The organism is Candidatus Enterococcus ikei, assembly GCF_017316105.1.
Lineage (GTDB): Bacteria > Bacillota > Bacilli > Lactobacillales > Enterococcaceae > Enterococcus_L > Enterococcus_L ikei.
In genome coordinates this window covers 54097-74034 of the sequence record NZ_JAFLWD010000035.1, presented here as the reverse complement: position 1 = coordinate 74034, position 19938 = coordinate 54097, and the positions used below count along the sequence as shown (strand labels likewise).

The following is a 19938-nucleotide window of genomic DNA, read 5'->3' as shown; positions in this document are numbered from 1 at the left end:
GTAGCTTCCTCCATTCAAGTTGATAAGTTAATTGTATCATATTTGAAGAGAAGCTATTGGTTAGATAAGTTTCTTGGTTCATTTTGCTTAACATCTATATTTTCTATAACAATACCTATATTTTGTTTATTCCTATATTTTTTTGAAAGCGCTACAATTCTATTGTAGACAATTTGATGAAAGGAGTTGGGGGAATGAAGAAAAAGTCAAAGAGCTCGCTTTTCTTTACGAATATATGGCGTTATAAAGCGTTGATCTTAATGGCGATTCCAGCGATGGTTTGGATGATTTTTTTCTTTTATATTCCAGTATTGACCAATGTGGTAGCTTTTAAGGATTTTCATATTTCACCAGATGGGTTTATTGCTAGTTTGAAAACGAGTCCTTGGGTTGGTTTGGATAATTTCAAGTTTTTGTTTTCTTCTAATGATGCATTTCTGATTACTAAAAATACAGTGTTGTACAACGTGACCTTTATTATTTTAAACCTTGTCATTTCTGTATTTTTTGCAATCGTGATGAGTGAATTGCGGAATAAGCGTTTGGTAAAAGTTTATCAAACAATGTCTCTTTTACCGTATTTCTTATCTTGGGTTATTATTGGGTATTTTGTGTATGCCTTTTTAAGTCCAGACAAAGGAATTTTCAATCAGTGGATTTCAAGTCGTGGAGGGACGCCAATCAATTGGTACAGTGAAGCAAAATATTGGCCGTTTATCTTAGTCTTTATCGGAACGTGGAAAGGAATTGGGTACAATAGTATCATTTATTTCGCCTCAGTTATGGGAATCGATCCTACTTATTATGAGGCTGCGATGGTGGATGGTGCTAGCAAGTGGCAGCAAATCAAGAATGTTACGATTCCTCAATTATTACCTCTAATGACGATTTTGACGATTTTAGCTGTGGGAAATATTTTTAGAGCAGACTTTGGTTTATTCTATAATGTTCCGCGAAACTCAGGTTCGTTGTATCAGGTTACGTCTGTTTTGGATACGTATATCTTTAACGGCTTGACCGCTACCGGAGATATCGGGATGACAGCCGCAGCTGGGTTGTATCAGTCAACAGTCGGTTTTGTCTTGCTTATGGTCACAAATGGAATCGTTCGTCGATTCGACAATGACTCGGCATTATTCTAAGGAGGAGTGAAAACATTGAGGAAAAAGCCAGTTTCAAAAGTAACAATTCGTTCGTTTAATAAACCAGTTAACTTCTTTTTTAATATTTTGATCGCTGTTTTTGCTCTATCTTGTATTTTGCCGTTCTTGTTTGTTGTGGCGATCTCACTTACTAAGGAAACAGCGTTAGCAGCGAACGGTTATAGTTTTTGGCCTAAGGAATTTAGTTTGTTCGGCTATACCTATTTATTTGATCAGATGCAGGACAAAATTTTTCAAGCGTTATTTGTGACAGTGTTAGTTACAGTAGTTGGAACCTTGATCAATAGTACAGCGACGTCACTTTATGCTTATGTGATTTCAAGATCTAATTTTCCATTTCGTCGTTTTTTTACAGTTTTTTGTTTGATTACAATGTTGTTTTCGCCAGGAATGGTCGCAAATTATATTGTGATGACGAATTTACTTCAGTTAAAAGATACGATTTGGGCGTTAATTTTGCCAATGGCGGTCAGTCCATTTAATATTATTGTGATGCGGACATTTTTCAAGCGCTCAGTGTCTGATTCAATCATTGAGTCAGCACGGATCGACGGAGCCTCTGAGATGCGGATTTTTATTCAAATCGTGTTACCGCTAGCAGTGCCAGGGATTGCAACGATTAGTTTATTTGCTGCTTTAGGCTATTGGAATGATTGGTTTAATGCACTCTTATATATTCAAAAAGATAGCTTAGTTCCATTACAATATTTATTGATGAAGATTCAAAATAATATTCAATATCTGACTCAAAATGCCGGAGCAAGTAGTCAATTATCTGGCGGGATGGCGGCAATACCAGGAGAATCTGCTAGAATGGCGATCGTAGTTATTTCGACGTTACCAATTGCGATCAGTTATCCATTTTTCCAAAAGTATTTTGTCAAAGGGTTAACGATTGGCGGAGTTAAGGAATAAAATATAGGAAATGAGGACGAAGAGAAATGAAGACGTGGAAAAAAGTAGTCGGTTTAAGTACAGCAGTGGTTCTTTTAGGTGCGTTAACAGCATGTGGTGGCAGTAAAGAAAAAACTGACGGGAGCAGTAAAAAAGCGGATGAAAATACGTTATTGATGTATCAAATCGGGGATAAACCTGATAACTATGATGCATTGATGGAAGTTGCGAACAAGAGGATCGAAGAGAAGACAGGAACAAAACTAAATATCCAATACATTGGTTGGGGTGATTACGAGAAGAAAATGAGTGTTATTGTTTCTTCTGGTGAAAATTATGATATTGCCTTTGCAGATAATTATGTACCTAATGCGCAAAAGGGGGCTTATGCAGATTTAACTGAACTAGCACCTAAGTTTGCTAAAGATGCTTATGATCAGTTGGATGAAGCCTATATCAAAGGGAATTTAGTGGATGGGAAGCTGTATGCATTTCCAGTGAATGGCAATGTATACTCGCAACAAGTGTTGACATTCAACAAACAATATTTAGATAAATACAATTTATCGATTGATAATATCAAGACATATAAAGATGCAGAAAGCCTATTAAAAACATTCCATGAAAAAGAACCGAATATCGCAGCATTTGCGATTGGTCAAGGCTTCAAAGCTCAAGGTGATTTTGATTTTCCTATTGGAAATGGTTATCCATTTGCTGTCGACTTAAATGGCGATACTAAAAAAATCATCAACCAATATGAAAACAAAGATTTTATGGAAGTTTTAAAAACAATGCATAAATGGTATCAAGCAGGGTATATTCCATCCGATGCGGCAACAAGTAATACGGAGTTTCCATTAGAAGGAAATACTTGGTTCGTTCGTCAAGAAACACAAGGTCCTTACGATTATGGTGATACGATTTTAAGTAATGCTGCTGGACAAGAATTAGTATCCAAAGCCTTTACTACACCGCTTAAATCAAGTGATCAAGCAAGAATGGCTAACTTTGTTGTATCAAACACATCTAAAAACAAAGAAAAAGCAGTTGAAGTATTGGGTCAAATCAATAGTGATCCAGAATTACTAAATGGTTTAGTTTGGGGTATCGAAGGCGAAGCTTGGGAAAAGATTTCTGGTAAAGATGGAAAAATCAAGTTGCTAGATGGTTACAAACCCAATACTCACTTACCTGCTTGGAATACCGGAAATAACAAAATCTTATACACACAAGATACTATTACTGATGAAATGATTAAAGAACGTGATGAATCAATCGCTAAAGCAGAAACATCTCCAATCTTAGGCTTCAACTTTGTAACATCAAATGTGAAAACTGAAATGAGTAACATCGCCAATGTTATGAGTCAATATTTGGATGGCTTAAATACAGGAACCGTTGATCCAGAAGAAACTGTTCCTAAACTAAAAGAAGCGCTTGTTAATGCTGGTTACGACAAAGTCATGACTGAGATGCAAAAACAATACGATGAGTTTTTGAAAAAATAAAACAGGTACAATCCGTGGAACCAAGTGATTCGATGATGCATCGTTTTTGCTTGGTTCTTTTATCAAAAAAATAATGTTCTTGTTAAACTGCGTAGTTCTATTATAAGCAGCAGTTTTTTATTTGGAATATCGGCCATAGTTATTTATTATACTAATAGAGAAGAAGAAAGGACGAGTTAGATGGTTGGAAAAGCGTTAGAAACGTTATTCATTAAAATTTGGGTCATCGTAAAATTAAATTTATTCTTTTGGTTATTCAGCTGTTGCGGCCTGCTTATAGCTGGGATTGGTCCAGCTTTGAAAACGGTCAATGAATTATTTACTAGTCACGAATTCAATTATAAAGAAATTACCTTAAAAGAAGGCTGGAGTAGTTTTAAAAATAATTTTATCAGAGGAAATATTTTATTTTATGCAACGATTCTGTTGTTAGTAATATTGGCATACAATTTGTTTTTATCCGTTCAAATCCAAGGCTTGGCTTTTTTGATGATCGATTTTCTTTTAGTTTTTGCAATGATCTACGGGATTGTTACGTATCAATACATGTTACTGTTAGATAGTTATTATGAAATCGGTTTAAAAAATCTATTGAAACTAGCGTTTATTTCAACGTTATCTAATTTTACAAATCTCTTGAAAATTGCAATCGGTATAAGTTTGATCTTATTTGTTACGTGGAAGTTCAAAGGATTGATTTTGTTTGGCACCTTTTCTATGATTCAAATTTGGAGCTTTACAGCAACAAAGTCATGGCGGCAAACGATCGATCAACGATTGGAACTTCATGCGTAAAAAGAAACCTTCTTCCTTTAGTGAAAAGACCTTACTAAATCGATTACTGAAAAATTATGCGTTGATTTTAGTTTCACTTATCTTGATCGGTATGGGCAGTATCGGTGTGAATACCTACTGGCAATCGATGGGAAGAGGGGAAATTACGGTGCAAGAAGCTGTAGATACGATTAGCCGATCGATCAATGATAAGAATTTACAAGGAAAAACCATGTTGAATGGCCTAGCAGAGAATCAAGAGAAAATTAACAATTTAAATCGGTATATGGATACGTCCATTTCAAATTATTTGAATTATTCGTATGATCAACAATTGGAAACAGGGAACTATTTATTTTTACCCGGCCAAGTAAAAAATTTTTATACCATGTATGATAATATCGAATCGATCATTATGGTGTTGAACAATTATAATGATTATTATCTTTCTACATCGCAGGATAAGAGTGGAAAGAAAATCAGTGGGACACCTCGTTTAAACAATAAATTCTATTTAGCTTACCCAATTACGAATCCTGTTACGTTAGAAGTGCTGGGCAGTTTTTATGTTGAATTCTCTCAAAAAGATATTATCGATAGTTTAACTCATTTGACGACGTTTGAAGGATTATCAGCCTATGTGTTTTCTAGCACTGGGTATCAATTGTTGACGTATACTGAAAAGGACAACAGCTTAGATCAGCAACTGATTCAGCAGAAAATGAAAGAAACATCAGCATTGCCAATTCAAAAATTGATGGAAGATAATATATTAGAGCATCTGCAAACGACAAGTAGGTTTGATATTTTAGTGACAATTTCTAAAGAAAAAATTCTGACACATGTTCTTTTTGATTTGCGTATTTTGATGTCGGGTGGTTTGGTGCTGATTTTATTGTTGCTCTATTTACTTTATCGAACATTTACTAAGTATTCTCAGCAAGTCGATATTATTATGGGATCAATGGCCCTTGTTTCTGAAGGAGATTTGAATACACGAATCAATGATCAAGAGACTCAGTTTGAACTGAAAGAGCTTTCAAGAGGGATCAACACGATGCTGGATAATATTGAGCAATATATTGCGGACATTTATAAATTAGAAATCAAGCAGCAAGATGCGCATATGCGTGCGTTACAGTCACAAATCAGCCCACATTTTTTATACAATACATTGGAATATATTCGCATGTATGCATTAAGCGAAGGTAGCGAAGAACTAGCCGATGTAGTGTATGCATTTTCAACGTTGTTACGTAATAACACAGACCAGGCTAAGACGACCACATTGGAAAAAGAACTGAGTTTTTGTGAAAAATATGTCTATTTGTATCAGATGAGGTATCCAGATCGGGTGGCTTATCACTTTGAAATTGATGAAGCCTTGAAGGGACTGGTTTTACCTAAATTTTCGATTCAGCCATTGATTGAAAATTATTTTGTCCACGGGATCGATTTTTCTCGCAATGATAATGCGATTAGTGTGAAAGCTCGTTTAGTTGATGGGCAAGTGAAAATCTTGATTCGTGATAATGGTAAAGGAATATCTCCGCAAAAACTAACTGTGATTGAAAATAAATTAAAGAGTCAGCAAATTGAATTGCATGATTCCATCGGATTACAAAATGTGAACGAACGCCTGCGAGCCTATTTTGGTTCGACCTTTTTGATGACGATTACCCCAAATGAAATCAAAGGAATTGTTATTGAGCTTTCATTCAACGATTCTATTTCTCAAGACTAAATCGCATATAAAAATGGTTAAGTAGTTCACAGTAAAGGAGTGAGAGGATGAATTACAATGTTTTGCTAGTTGATGATGAATACATGATCGTTAACGGTTTGAAAAGGATTATTTCATGGGAAACAGAAGGATTTTCTATTAAAGGAACAGCCCGAAATGCAAAAGAAGCGTTAACTATGATGGAAATAGAATCAATAGACCTTGTGATAACAGATATTACGATGCCGGAAATGACAGGATTAGAATTTATTGAAGCTGCTCAAAATGAAGCAAGACAGTTTGAATTTATGATTCTTTCCGGTTACCAGGAGTTTGATTTTTTAAAAGGTGGACTGCAGCTTGGGGCGATCAATTACTTGATGAAACCTGTAGATAAACTAGAGCTTTTAAAAAGCGTGAGAAAAGCAAAAAAACGTTTGGACAATCGGAATCAACAAGAAACTAGAAATGGCTTGTATAGTGAAATTTTATTGTCTCAGTGGGTCAATGGTGAAATCGATAAAGACAACTTTGAAGAACTGGATCAACTAGTCAACACTGCAGAAAAATCTGATTGGACAGTGTTATTAGTGGAAGTCACACGTGAAAAAAAAGCCCAAGTTGTTAAGTGGTTGGAAGGACAACAACAATCCTTATTTTTTTCACGGAATTTGGGAGATAAGAGTTTGCTCGTACATATCTTTAAAGGCGGCAAGTATCAACTAAATCAACTCCTAGCAGCGAATCCCTTACAAATAGATGAAGACAATAGTTGGTTAATTAGTGTGGGTGAGACGGTTAGCGACTGGGAAGATGTTCCAGATAGTTATGAAAAAGCAAATCAGACATTGCAGCGTTACAAGTTCTATGAAGCTAGTGGGAAAAATCTACTCTATTCCGTTTTTTCAGATGATTTTGATCTATCAGCAGACATCATCAATTTCAATAAAACGTTGATGGTAGGTGATTTTACTACGATTGAGACTACGATTGCTGAAATTTTTGCTAAGACGCAAAAGATAGGCGCTCGCCCGGAAGATGTTCGACATATTACATTTATGCTTTTTATGGATATCTATCGACGTTTTAATCATTTAGATGAAGGAGAATACCAACAAGTTTTAGATGATATCAATCACTCATCGAATGCCGATAAATTACGCGAGATTCTATCAACCACTGTTAAACAAATCACTCGGGAAAAAATAGCTTATGATTATTCAGAAAATGTTCAAAAAGTTATTGATAAAATTCGTTCAGAGTATACCAGTGAACTAACCTTGAAATGTGTGGCGCAGTCATTACATCTCAATGTAATGTACTTGGGCCAGTTATTTAAGAAAGAAACCAAAAAGAGCTTTTCTCAATATTTGAACCAATATCGTATGAAAAAAGCGCAGAACCTATTGTTGTATACAGATGATAATGTTAATGAAATAGCGGATAAAATCGGTTTTAACAATAGTACTTATTTCTCACAGATTTTTAAAAAAATGAACGACTTAACACCGAAAGAGTTTCGGGAAAAGTATAAGCACCATTATGATTCTGTGGGAGAAGAATAGACCAATAAAAAAACGAACTGGATGATTTTTTATCTCCAGTTCGCTTTTTTATTAGTCAAATACTAAATGGAAGTTGCTCTTCTTTGTAATTTTTTGGTCTAGGAACAGTGCCTAACGTAAAATCAATCTTGCCGCCTTTCATCAATGCTTCATGATCAAAAATTAGACTTTCGTGTAAGGAATCATTATAACGAATATGGTCGACAAATTGCTGCTGCTCCTGATTTGGGCTGGTGGTAATCGTCAATGATTCCCCGTTAGATAAATGAATAACTGCTCTATCAAATAATGGTATGCCGATAACATATTCACCTGAACCAGGACAAACAGGATAAAGTCCTAATGAGTTAAAAATATACCAGCTAGCCATGCTCCCATTATCTTCATCACCAGGAAAACCAGTTGGGCTGTCATTAAATTCTTGAATCATTAATTGTTTTAGCAAAGGCTGGGCAAATTCAGGTTTACCAAGGTAACTGAACAGATAAGGTAGGTGGAAGCTTGGTTGATTAGAAATCGCAAGTTGCCCAAATTCAGTAGCAGCCATCTCGCTCATTTCATGGATTTCAAAACCATATCCGTCGACGTTAAAGGCAGGTGGTTGATTACATAAATCAATTAATTTCTCTAGGAACTTATCTTGTCCCCCGAAAGCTTTGATCAATCCTTTAAAATCATGATAAACAGCAAAACTACTTTGCCAAGCGCTCCCCTCGGCGTAATCTCCACCCCAGCGATGGTTGTCAAAATCCTCTTTGAATGTACCATCTGTCTGTTTAGCACGCATGAAACCAGTGCTAGGATCAAAAATAGTTAGATAATTCTTCGCCTGTCTGCCGTAATGTTCAGCTATAACCGATTCTTTTAATGTCTTGGCTACTTGGCTGATGCAAAAATCACTGTAGCAATAATCCAAAGTATGGTTGACTGATTCGTGATAATGAGCAGGAACATAGCCATAGGTCAAATAGTCAGTGGTTCCTTGTCTCCCGTAATTTGAATTTTCACTTTGGATCGTGGCTCCTTTGATCATGGCATCTAAAAATTCAGGCATCAAATCAGGTCGAATATTTTTCACTGCCGCATCTGCGATCACTGCATCAATCAAGGTTCCCGGCATCAAACCTCTCTCATCGGGTGAAAGCCATTTAGGCAAATAGCCACTTTCTCGATAACTATTTAAAAAACCTTCCAGCATTTCTGCATATTTTTCTTGAGCGATCAATGAATATAAAGGATAAACGGTTTTATAAGTATCCCAAAAGCCATTATTTGTATAGAGAAATCCCGGTTTTACTTCCTTAGCCAAGGTATCATAATGAATAATTTGCTCATCAGAATCTTTCTCATAAAATGTCTGTGGAAATAAAAATGCACGATATAAATTATGATAAAATGTTGATCGTCGTTGCGGGTTTTTATCTTGGATATCGATTTTATTTAGATAATGCGCCCATTGTTCTTCTGACTGTGCAAGGTAATCTTCTGGTTGCCAATCAAGTTCTCGGGATAAATTTAATTTGGCTTGTTCTAAGTTGATAAAAGAAGTACCAAACTGAATTATTTGCTCCTTGATATCACCGAATGAAAAAGTGATACAGCCATCTGTTCCAACTTGTTCTAAAGGATTCTCCAGAGTCAGAGGTTGCTGGAAACGCAACGTGAAGTAAAAAGAAAAATCTTTGTCCTCACAACCTGCATAGTTTATGATCGAGCCGGAAACGGTATGAGCATCTTCAATCGTTAGTTGGTATTTTCCAGGTAATGAAAGTAAGAGCCCAGCTTCTTTTTGCGTGTAATGTACTGTTAAAACACCACCGTACATACTAGGGATCAAGCGAGTTGTCAGTTGATAGCGTTGTGCAGTGATTTCTAAATAGCTCGGGTTAAAAACGCTTTCATCTGGTCGGTAAGAAGATTGAGCATGAAAAACACTCTGCTCCTTTAGCTTGCCATTAAAAGGCTGCATAACAAAATAACTAAAGTCCCCCATCCAAGGACTGGGTTGATGTGTTAAACGGAACCCTTGAAAGACTCGGTCGCGAGGGTTAAACCACCAGCTACCATTCTCTCCATTGGTTTGTGGGGCAAAATAATTCATGCCAAACGGCACACCAGTATAGGGTAGGCAGTTGCCGTTTGAAAAAGAGTGTTGGTTATCGGTTCCATGTCTAGTATCGATTAAGGTTGGTTTCATTCGTTAATTCTCCTTTGTTGAGTTGCGAATAATTTGTTTTACAGGGATTTGCTGATCTACTGGAATCACATGTTTTTCAATCCAGTCAATCAGCATCGTGCCCGCAAGTTTTCCCATTCCTTTAAAATCTTGAGCAATCGTTGTGAGTGCAGGATCGATCAATGAGGCTGCTTGGATATTATCAAAGCCGACGACGGACAATTGAGTTGGTATATCAATGTCAGATCGTTTTGCTTGATTCATTAGTGAAATCGCAACTAAATCATTTTCACAGACCACACCTGTAACGGCATTTTCTTTGAGATAAGTCATAACATCGGCGTTTACAAAAGCTTGTTTGTCTGTTAAGGCTGTATGAAAAGATAAGTGCTGTTCTTTTGTTGCATGAATATAGCCTAAATAGCGCTGACGTACTGATTGAGGCAAAGTCGGTTCTCCAAAAATATAAGCGATTCGCTGATGTCCTTGGGCAGCTAAATAATTGGTTGCCATAGCACCACCAGAAAAGTTATCAGATTGAACCGTTGGGTAAGGTAGGTCATGGATTTTTTTATCTAAGATAATAACTGGAAATTGCTGAATAGACAGTTCAAACAGGGTATCCAAAAAATCTTCAGTATTGTGTGCATAGTAAATCATGCCGTCAAAGTCTTCGATGATATCCGCTGCCTGTTTATTGATCAAAAATTCTGCAGAGGACATGATAACCTCATAATGATGCTGACTTGTTACAGGGGCTAGACCTTCATTAAAATTTCCAAGAGAAAGGTCGTTTACAAATGGAATCAAAAATAAAATGCGAGAAACTTTTTTCTTCTTAGGTTTCTGTTTTTGGACGTAACTACCTTTTCCTTGAATGCGGTAAATCAGTCCTTGACTTTCCAACTCCGTCAACGCTCTTTTAGAGGTGATACGGCTAACATTGTATGTTTGAGAGAGTTCTTTTTCAGTCGGAAGTTGAGCATTCACTGCTAGTTGACCTGTTTCGATTGCATTTAATAAATCATCGATGATTTTCTTATATAGTGGTTTAGACATTATAATTCTCCTAATTGTGAAATGATATATCATTGATACTAGTTTACCATACAAAGAAAAAGAGTTCAATTTAAAAATATTAATAAAAACAGTAGACAAAACGCTTTCATTAGCATATACTTTCGTTGTGAAATGATATATCAACTATTGGGAGGTTATTATGACTTATAGCAAAATACCACATTCGGTCCAACGATTTATGGATAAAATCACACAATTGTGTGGGGAAGCTCACGCTGGGTGGGCAGAGAACTTTAATGCAGCATTTGCTAATACATTAACGACAACGGTTAAAAGACAAGCGGACGGTACAACATTCTTACTAACAGGTGACATTCCTGCTATGTGGTTGAGAGATTCGACTGCGCAGGTTCGTCCTTATTTAGTGATCGCAAAAGAAGATGAAGAACTGAGAGATATGATTTGTGGCTTAGTTCAACGTCAATTTTTCTATATCACACTTGATCCGTATGCTAATGCATTCAATGAAACGCCAAATAGTGCTGGACATCAAACGGATCACACGGCAATGAGTCCTTGGATCTGGGAACGTAAATATGAAATCGATTCACTTTGTTATCCGATTCAGCTAGCTTATCTACTGTTTAAAAATACAGGAAGCACGCAGCAGTTTGATGAAAATTTTGTTGAAGGGGTTAAAAAAATTCTGACAGTCTTTACGACAGAGCAGGAGCATCAAAATTCGCCTTATACTTTTGAAAGAGAGACAACGCGCTTAGAAGATACGCTTACAAATAATGGGCGGGGCAGTGAAGTCGGTAAAACAGGAATGACATGGTCCGGTTTCCGTCCTAGTGATGACGCGTGTCGTTATGGTTATTTAGTGCCATCGAATATGTTTGCAGTAGTTGTTTTAGGCTATATCGAAGAAATATTCACGGAAGTATTATCTGACTCTGAAGTGGTCAAACAAGCGAATTCACTTAAAAATGAGATCAATGCTGGGATTAAAAAGTATGGAAAAACGGATAACCAACAAGGAATAACGATTTATGCCTATGAAGTTGATGGGCTAGGAAACAGCAGTATTATGGATGATAGCAACATTCCTAATTTACTTTCAGCACCATATCTTGGGTATACAACAGTTGATGACTCAACGTATCAAGCAACACGAAAAACGATTTTAAGCAAAGAAAATCCTTATTTTTACGAAGGAAAATACGCCAGAGGAATTGGTAGCTCTCACACGCCAGAAAATTATATTTGGCCGATTGCTCTTGCGATGGAAGGAATGACGACAAAGGATAAGGCGGAAAAAGCCCGAATCTTGGATTCTTTAGTAGCAAATGATGGCGGAACTCATTTAATGCATGAAGGTTTTGATGTAGATAATCCTGAAAACTATACACGTGAGTGGTTCTCTTGGGCAAACATGATGTTTTGTGAACTGGTAATGGATTATTTTGATATTCGAGTGGAAAGATAACTAATGAATTGGAGCGTAAAATCATGAAGAAAAAAGTTTATATCATCTCCCATTCTCATTGGGATCGTGAATGGTACATGCCTTATGAGCAGCATCATATGCGTTTAGTTGAGCTGATGGATGATGTGTTGGAACTAGCTGAAACAGATCCGGACTTTGATAGCTTTCATTTAGACGGGCAAACAATTATTTTAGACGATTACTTACAAGTTAGGCCGGAGCAGAAAGCGGCTGTTCAAAAAGCGATAACAGATGGAAAACTAAAAATTGGTCCATTTTATATCCTACAAGATGATTTTTTGATTAGTTCTGAATCCAATGTTCGCAACATGCTGATCGGTAAGAAAGAGAGTGAAAAGTGGGGGCCAGCTGTTAGATTAGGTTATTTTCCTGATACGTTTGGTAACATGGGGCAAACACCGCAAATGATGAAACAAGCTGGCTTAGATGCAGCGGCTTTTGGTCGTGGAGTAAAACCAGTTGGCTTTAATAATGAAGTGCTAGATGATGAAAATTATACGTCTCAATATTCAGAAATGTGGTGGCAAGGACCAGATGGTAGTGTAGTTTTCGGCTTACTGTTTGCAAATTGGTATAGTAATGGCAATGAAATACCGGCTGAAAAAGAAGCTGCTTTGGCTTTTTGGACGCAAAAATTAGCGGAAGCTGAAAAATTTGCTTCTACGGATCATTTGCTGATGATGAATGGTGTAGATCATCAACCTGTTCAAAAAGATGTGACAAAAGCAATCGCATTAGCAAATGAGCTATTTCCTGAATATGAATTTATTCATTCGAATTTTGATGAGTATCTGAAACAAATGCGCCAAGAATTGCCAGAAACGGTTGGAACGGTTACTGGAGAGCTGACAAGTCAAGAAACGGATGGTTGGTTTACATTAGCGAACACCGCTTCAGCCAGAGTATATTTAAAACAATGGAATACCAAAGTCGAAAGACAATTGGAAAATGTAGCAGAACCATTGGCTGCAATGGCGTACGATTTAACGGGAAAATACCCGCATGATCAGCTAGACTACGCTTGGAAATTATTACTACAAAATCATCCCCATGATAGTATTTGTGGTTGTTCAGTAGATGAAGTTCATCGAGAAATGATTCCGAGATTTGAAAAAGCCAATGAAGTTGGGAAATTTTTAGCTGAAGAAGCATTGACTCATTTAGTTGAAGCTGTCGATACAGAAGGCTTTTCTGAGGCAAGTCATCCATTTGTTGTGTTCAATACATCGGGCTATGAAAAATCAGAGGTTGTAAAAGTCAAAGTAGAAATCGAGAGAAAACCTTTTAAAGAAGGCGTTCCTCACGAATTGTGGGAAGAACTTGCTGAAAGCGACACACAATCATTTGAAGTCATTGATATGCACGGGGAAATCATTCCAGCTATTATTTCAAAACCAGAAATTAGCTTTGGTTATGATTTACCAAAAGACCGTTTTAGAATCCCGTATATGGCTAAATATGTTGAAATTGAAATGCTAATCACAAATATGCCAGCATTTTCTTGGAATACTTTTGCATTGCAGGAAACCAAATCTCAAGTAGTAGATAAAACGTCAATGATCAAGGCTTTAAAAAATTATGAATTGGAAAATAGTTGTTTGAAGGTAACAATCAATGAAGATGGAACTTTAGAGGTATTAGACAAGGCAACAGGTAGAACCTATAGTAAGTTGCTAACGATCGAAAATACAGGGGATATCGGCAATGAATACATTTTTAAACAACCAGAAGGGACGATCCCGATTTTATCTAGTGGATGTCCAGCAGAAATTTCTGTGGTTAAAGATGAGTCATTTGTGGCGCAAATAAAAATCATCCAACGTATGATGATTCCAAAATCAGCAGATGATTTATTAGAACAAGAACAAAAATCTGTTGTTGACTTCCGTTATCGTAAAGCTGAGCGCTCAAAAGAATCACAAGAACTCACGATTGAAACGTTACTGACGATGGAAAAAGATTCTGCCCATTTACGTTTTGAAACAATATTAGATAACCAAATGAAAGACCATCGTTTACGGATGTTATTTCCAACAGGAATTCAAACAGAAACCCATGAAGCGGATAGTATTTATGAGGTTGTAACACGACCAAATCAAGTCAGCAAAAGTTGGGAGAATCCAACGAATCCTCAACACCAACATGCCTTTGTTAACGTGCATGATGATATTTCAGGAATGACTGTTTCTAATTTTGGTTTGAATGAATATGAAATTTTACCTGAAAATAATACGATAGCCCTAACACTCTTACGAGCTGTGGGAGAAATGGGGGATTGGGGCTACTTCCCAACACCAGAAGCGCAATGTTTAGGTATGCATACGTTCAACTATGGTGTTGATTTTCATGGAGAAAAAGCACAACGTTATGCGACTTATCAACGAGCCTATGCAGCACAAATTCCGTTTAGTGTGAAAGCAACAACTAAACATTCAGGAAAGTTGAAAACCAAAGATGCGTATTTAACTGTCGAGGGAGAAACATTTGCTACAACGGCAGTGAAAAATAGTGAAGATAATCAAGCGTTGGTTGTTAGAGGGTTTAATATGAGCGGAAAATCAGCTGAAGTGAAGATTGAGAAAATAGGAAGTAAGGAGTCAAGCTTACTGAATCTGTTGGAAGAGAAACAACAGGAACACCCAACAAGGAATTTGAAGGCTTATGAAATTCGCACGATAGGATTTGACCGATAAGAAGGAGCGTGATTTAAATGGCTTATTATGGCTCAATTGAAGCGGGGGGAACGAAATTTGTTTGCGCTGTAGCGGATGAAGAGTTAAAAATCATTGAACGAATCAGTTTACCGACGAAGTTGCCAGAAACGACATTGGAACAAGTTTTTACCTTTTTTGATGCGTATGACTTAAAGGCTTTAGGGGTAGGCTCGTTTGGACCAATCGATGTTAATCATAAATCAAGTACGTATGGCTATATTACCTCGACCCCTAAACCAGGTTGGAGAAATGTAAATCTTTTAGGCGCGTTAAAAGAGCATTATAATATCCCTATTGCTTGGACGACAGATGTTAATGCGGCTGCGTATGGTGAGATGCATTTGGGCGCTGGAAAAGATACGCAAAGTTGTATCTATTTAACAGTTGGCACAGGTGTGGGTGGTGGTGCAGTAGTGAATGGGACTGTTCTGCAAGGGTTCAGTCATCCTGAAATGGGGCACATTTCTGTTCAACGCTATCCAAATGATACTTTAGAAAGTACCTGCCCTTATCATGAAAATTGCTTGGAAGGTCTTGCTGCAGGACCTGCGTTAGAAAAACGAACTGGGATCGAAGGACAATTGCTTGAGGAAAATCATGATGTTTGGACGATGGAAGCTTTTTATTTGGCACAAGCTTTGATGAGCTACACATTAGTTTTATCACCAGAAAAAATCATTTTAGGTGGAGGTGTGATGAAACAAGCGCACCTTTTACCGAAAATCAGAGAATCTTTAGAACAACAATTAGGCGGCTATGTAGCGTTGCCTCTTTTAGAGGAATATATTGTGGGCTGTGATTTAGGCGATAATAGTGGAACGATGGGGTGCTTATTATTGGCAAAGGAACAATGTGCGTGAGATGGAAGTAAATGACGCGTCTACATTCAACGAAGGTTTGACTGAGCAAATCATTATGTTAGACATTGGTAGAAAATATTTTTCTTTTGCAGGGATATGCAACATTTTGGAACGGATGGCCACGCATGGTTTCAATTTCTTACAGTTGCATTTTTCGGAAAATACAGGGTTTCGAATCGAATCAGAAAAGTATCCTCAACATGTTTCAGAAAAGTTTCTGACAAAAAATGAAATAAAAGAGTTAATTCGTTATGCTGAATCTTTATCGATCGAAATCATTCCAGATATCGATACACCTGGGCATATGGAGCAGCTCTTAAAGGCACACCCGCAGTGGCAACTAACAGTGGAAGGACCGCAGGGAGAAATAAGTAAAGTTCCTTCAGCGTTAGATATCACAAACGACGAGGCTGTAGCATACGTACTGTCACTATACGACGAATACATGGCGCTTTTTACTAATAGTCGCTATTTTCATATCGGTGCAGATGAGTTTATTGATTTTGATCATATTGAACAATATCCAAGTTTGGCGGATGAAGGAATAAAAAAATTTGAAGCGTACGTTAATATTGTTGCTAACTTTGTGAAATCACATGGTTTTATGCCTAGAGTCTGGAATGATGCATTTTTCCGAAACGGTGAAACGTCCAATTTGACAAAAGAAGTCGAGATTACTTATTGGACGAGATGGCAAAAAGCTATGGCTCCGTTGCAAACATTTTTGGATGAGGGGTATACAGTCATCAATTTTAATGATAATTATCTCTATTATGTACTTGGAGAAAATGCTGGGTACACATACCCAACCCAAGAAAAAATAAAACAACAATGGCATCCAAACTTATTTTCTTCGCAGCAACGGGTTCCGTTTGGAAATCAAAAACAAGTGAAAGGGGCGGCTTTAGCAGTTTGGTGCGATAAACCTGAGGCAAAAACAGAAAAAGAAATCATCATAGAGCTTACAAAATTAATGGAAGGATTTTCTTTTCATTTTCATAAAACTAAGTAAGTAGGCAGCTGAAATAAAATGCGAGAAGCGTGATATTTCAGCTGTCTTTTTGGTAGTGCAAAAACGGAACCTATACTTTTTGATATAAATACTATAATTTGTCTATTTATAACACAGCAAGAAAGCGTTAACATTTTATGCAAGAATGAAAAAATGCTGAAATTATAGGCAAATGACTAAGGAGGTTCATTCATTGAAAAGAAAAACTTGGAAAAGTGTATGTTGCTTGTCGAGCACTGTGTTTGTTCTTACGTTTGGAGCGAGCATGATGTTCAAGTCAACTGTTTACGCAGAGTCATCTGAAGTGAAGGTCAGTCAGAAAACAAACATTCCGTTATTTGATCAAGTACCAGAATCCACAGCGTTATTTCCAGAAACATTACTTAATTGGAACATGAAAAATGATCCAGATGCGCCGTTCAATGTTTCCAATGTTCCTTTGGTAACTCGGGTACAAGGAAAGAAAATGAATGGGGATCAAAGTACAGAGGCTAAAGTATTATCGATTGCAATTGTGAATAGACATACCAAAGGAACACCATCTCAAGGAGGAATAGACAAAGCTGTCTACAATTTTACCAATTGGCAATATGTAGACACGCTTGTTGCGTGGGCAGGATCTTCCGGCGAAGGGATCATTGTTCCGCCAAGTGGCGATGTTACGGATTCAGCTCATCGCAACGGCGTGCCAGTGGTTGGGACGGTTTTCTTTCCTCCAGAAGCATATGGGGGGAAAGCTGAGTGGGTTTCACAATTTGTGCAAAAGGATCAAAAAGGAAAATTTCCAATGGCGGACAAATTACTAGAAATGTCAGCGGCCTATGGTTTTGATGGCTGGTTTATTAATCAAGAAACCAATGTTGATGCACAGACTGCTAGTGCAATGAAAGAATTCATGAGCTATCTACAAGCACGTAAACCTAAAAATCAGCAAGTTATTTGGTATGATTCTATGCTTCCAGACGGCCGTGTAGACTGGCAAGGAGCATTGAATGAGCAAAATCAAGGATATTTCCAAGAGGGAAAAAAACGTATTTCTGATAAGATGTTTATTGATTTTCGCTGGCAAGGACTCACTTCGTCTAGGGAAAAAGCAACTCAATTGAAACGTGATCCATACGACCTTTTTGCTGGAATCGATGTTCAAGCGAACGGTGTAAATAGTCGACGGAAGCCAAGCAGTGTTGTAGGTGAAAATGGTCAGCCGTTGGTTTCTTTAGGTCTTTATTGTCCAGATTGGACGTTGCGAGATGGTGGCCAATACGATATTGAGCGTTATTGGGAAAATGAAAAATTACTTTGGATAAATCCACAAGGGGATCCTCGTGCTGTGGAAAGTTCTAAAAACGAGTGGCAAGGTATTTCTCGCTATTACGTAGAAAAAACACCCGTTACCAGTCTCCCATTTGTAACGAATTTTAACGTGGGAAATGGGGATGACTTTTATCAAAATGGAACCAAAGCGAAAGAAGGAACCTTTAATAATCGTAGTATTCAAGATGTTTTACCGACTTATCGTTGGGTCATCGATAATGAAGAAGGTAACCAACTTGAAGCAGCAATTAGTTACGACGATGCCTTTAATGGCGGTTCATCGATCAAGTTATCTGGAGCGATGACAGCGGAAAAACAAACCTTTATTAAATTATATGCATCCCAATTAAAAGTGAATGCATCAGATACAGCAACAGTAGTGACCAAAGGAGCCAATGAAGCCTCGTTAGTTCTAGAATTAAAAGGGAAGGAACAACCTCAAATCATTCAAGGGCAACAACAAGCTTTGGCGAATGGTTGGGTCCAAACAACTTATTCTTTAAAAACTGCAAACTGCCAAACTGTGACAGCAATTGGGCTGAATGTGAAAAAGGCTGAGAGTGGTCCTGCTGAGATTTACTTAGGCCAATTAAAGCTTGGCAAAGAAAAGAAAACACCAGTCAGCGTTGTCAGTAATCTTGTTTTTTCTGGAAAAACAGTAGTAGATGATTTAACTGAAAGTATTCGAATGAGTTGGGATACCAAAGGGGAAAATACAGCTTCTTACCGCATTTATCGGGAAGTTTCGGGTCAATTGCAGTTTGAAGGAGAAACAGCAAATCATTCTTATACTGTATTAAATCAAGAGCGAACAGAAGGAAATACAAGTTATCGAGTGATTCCGGTCGATCATTATGGTCGAGAAGAGCAAAATAAAGGAGCTTCGGCAATTTATACATTCGAAACATTGAACAAACCGGAGATAGCAGTCAATGCCAGCAGCACACTGATTCCAGCGGGAGAAACGATTACCTTGTCAGCGACCGTTTCCAAATCTACGGAAACCGTCAATTGGGAAGTGATTGGAGCAACGCCGCAGATAGCATCAGGGAAAGAAGCCGTGTTTTCTTTTACTAAACCAGGTATTTATACAGTAAAAGCAACTGCAGTGAATGCTTCTGGGGAGACCATGGTTGTTAAAGAAAACTATCTCCATGTTTATGATCCCAACACCAACATCAAAATAGAAAATCTCTCTACACTGCCAACAACAACGGCTACTCAAGGTTCTGGTTACACGAATGACCGAGAAAGTTATCGCTTTGCTTTGGATGGAGATATGAAAACAAAGTGGTGTGATAATGCGAATGATAAACCTTGGATGATTGCTGATTTAGGTGTCCCAAAAACTATCTCTGGTTTTGAATTATTTCATGCAGGAGCAGGTGGGGAAAGTTCAGAATGGAACACTAGAGACTATGATATTTCTGTGAGCAATGATGGGAATAATTGGACGACGGTTGTTCAACACAGAGGCAATACAGCAGATAGTAGCCGTGATGCAATCAGCTTAGTTGAAGCAAGATATGTCAAACTTTCGTTAGAAAAAGCAGAGCAAAATGGGAAAACAGCTAGGATTTATGATTGGCAGATTATTGGAGTGAATCAAACAGGAATCGTTAAACCTTAAATTTAGTAGATTTGAGGTGGAACAAAAAAGGTAGAATGACGCGCAACACGTCTCTTCTACCTTTTTTCGTTT

At 37.4% G+C, this 19938-nt stretch carries 13 protein-coding genes; 11 read left to right on the top strand and 2 right to left on the bottom strand.

The genetic code is table 11. The features are described 5' to 3' along the window. Window positions 1–176: 176 nt before the first annotated feature. The 6 genes from JZO69_RS13700 (at window position 177) to JZO69_RS13675 (ending at window position 7630) form a co-directional block, all read left to right on the top strand. On the top strand, window positions 177–1142 hold the full coding sequence (locus JZO69_RS13700) for an ABC transporter permease (protein WP_430733262.1): 966 nt from the start codon (window positions 177–179) through the stop codon (window positions 1140–1142). A gap of 15 nt (window positions 1143–1157) precedes the next feature. Then, window positions 1158–2078: a carbohydrate ABC transporter permease gene (locus JZO69_RS13695; protein WP_207113405.1), complete on the top strand. Its 921-nt coding sequence runs from the start codon at window positions 1158–1160 to the stop codon at window positions 2076–2078. A 26-nt stretch (window positions 2079–2104) separates the two neighbouring features. Beyond that, window positions 2105–3568, top strand: a complete 1464-nt coding sequence (locus JZO69_RS13690) for an ABC transporter substrate-binding protein (protein WP_207113404.1) — start codon at window positions 2105–2107, stop codon at window positions 3566–3568. A gap of 180 nt (window positions 3569–3748) precedes the next feature. Continuing rightward, window positions 3749–4363 carry a YesL family protein gene (locus tag JZO69_RS13685; RefSeq protein ID WP_207113403.1) on the top strand — a complete coding sequence of 205 codons (615 nt, stop codon included), beginning with the start codon at window positions 3749–3751 and terminating at the stop codon, window positions 4361–4363. Next, entirely contained in the window at window positions 4356–6086 is a 1731-nt protein-coding gene (locus JZO69_RS13680) for a sensor histidine kinase (protein WP_207113402.1), read from the top strand. Before JZO69_RS13685 ends, JZO69_RS13680 begins: the two co-directional genes overlap by 8 nt. Before the next feature lie 47 nt (window positions 6087–6133). Next, on the top strand, window positions 6134–7630 hold the full coding sequence (locus JZO69_RS13675; protein WP_207113401.1) for a response regulator transcription factor: 1497 nt from the start codon (window positions 6134–6136) through the stop codon (window positions 7628–7630). Window positions 7631–7685: 55 nt separating this feature from the next. Here JZO69_RS13675 and JZO69_RS13670 read toward each other — a convergent pair whose 3' ends face one another. Together JZO69_RS13670 and JZO69_RS13665 are read right to left on the bottom strand one after the other, a co-directional pair. Further along, entirely contained in the window at window positions 7686–9827 is a 2142-nt protein-coding gene (locus JZO69_RS13670; RefSeq protein ID WP_207113400.1) for a GH92 family glycosyl hydrolase, read from the bottom strand. 3 nt (window positions 9828–9830) lie between these two features. Then, window positions 9831–10865 (bottom strand): GntR family transcriptional regulator, encoded by a 1035-nt coding sequence (locus tag JZO69_RS13665; RefSeq protein WP_207113399.1) that lies wholly within the window; start codon window positions 10863–10865, stop codon window positions 9831–9833. 160 nt (window positions 10866–11025) lie between these two features. Between JZO69_RS13665 and JZO69_RS13660 the strand changes: the two genes are divergently transcribed. The 5 genes from JZO69_RS13660 (at window position 11026) to JZO69_RS13640 (ending at window position 19866) form a co-directional block, all read left to right on the top strand. Beyond that, the gene (locus tag JZO69_RS13660) at window positions 11026–12315 is read left to right on the top strand and encodes a glycoside hydrolase family 125 protein (RefSeq protein WP_207113398.1); all 1290 of its coding nucleotides are present in this window, start codon (window positions 11026–11028) and stop codon (window positions 12313–12315) included. Window positions 12316–12338: 23 nt separating this feature from the next. Next, window positions 12339–15029 carry an alpha-mannosidase gene (locus JZO69_RS13655; protein ID WP_207113397.1) on the top strand — a complete coding sequence of 897 codons (2691 nt, stop codon included), beginning with the start codon at window positions 12339–12341 and terminating at the stop codon, window positions 15027–15029. 17 nt (window positions 15030–15046) lie between these two features. Beyond that, window positions 15047–15910 (top strand): ROK family protein, encoded by an 864-nt coding sequence (locus JZO69_RS13650; RefSeq protein WP_207113396.1) that lies wholly within the window; start codon window positions 15047–15049, stop codon window positions 15908–15910. Beyond that, window positions 15864–16922, top strand: a complete 1059-nt coding sequence (locus JZO69_RS13645) for a beta-N-acetylhexosaminidase (protein ID WP_347401597.1) — start codon at window positions 15864–15866, stop codon at window positions 16920–16922. Before JZO69_RS13650 ends, JZO69_RS13645 begins: the two co-directional genes overlap by 47 nt. Window positions 16923–17190: 268 nt before the next feature. After that, window positions 17191–19866, top strand: coding sequence for an endo-beta-N-acetylglucosaminidase (locus JZO69_RS13640; protein ID WP_242586836.1), 2676 nt, complete (start codon window positions 17191–17193; stop codon window positions 19864–19866). The last annotated feature ends 72 nt before the right edge of the window (window positions 19867–19938 follow it).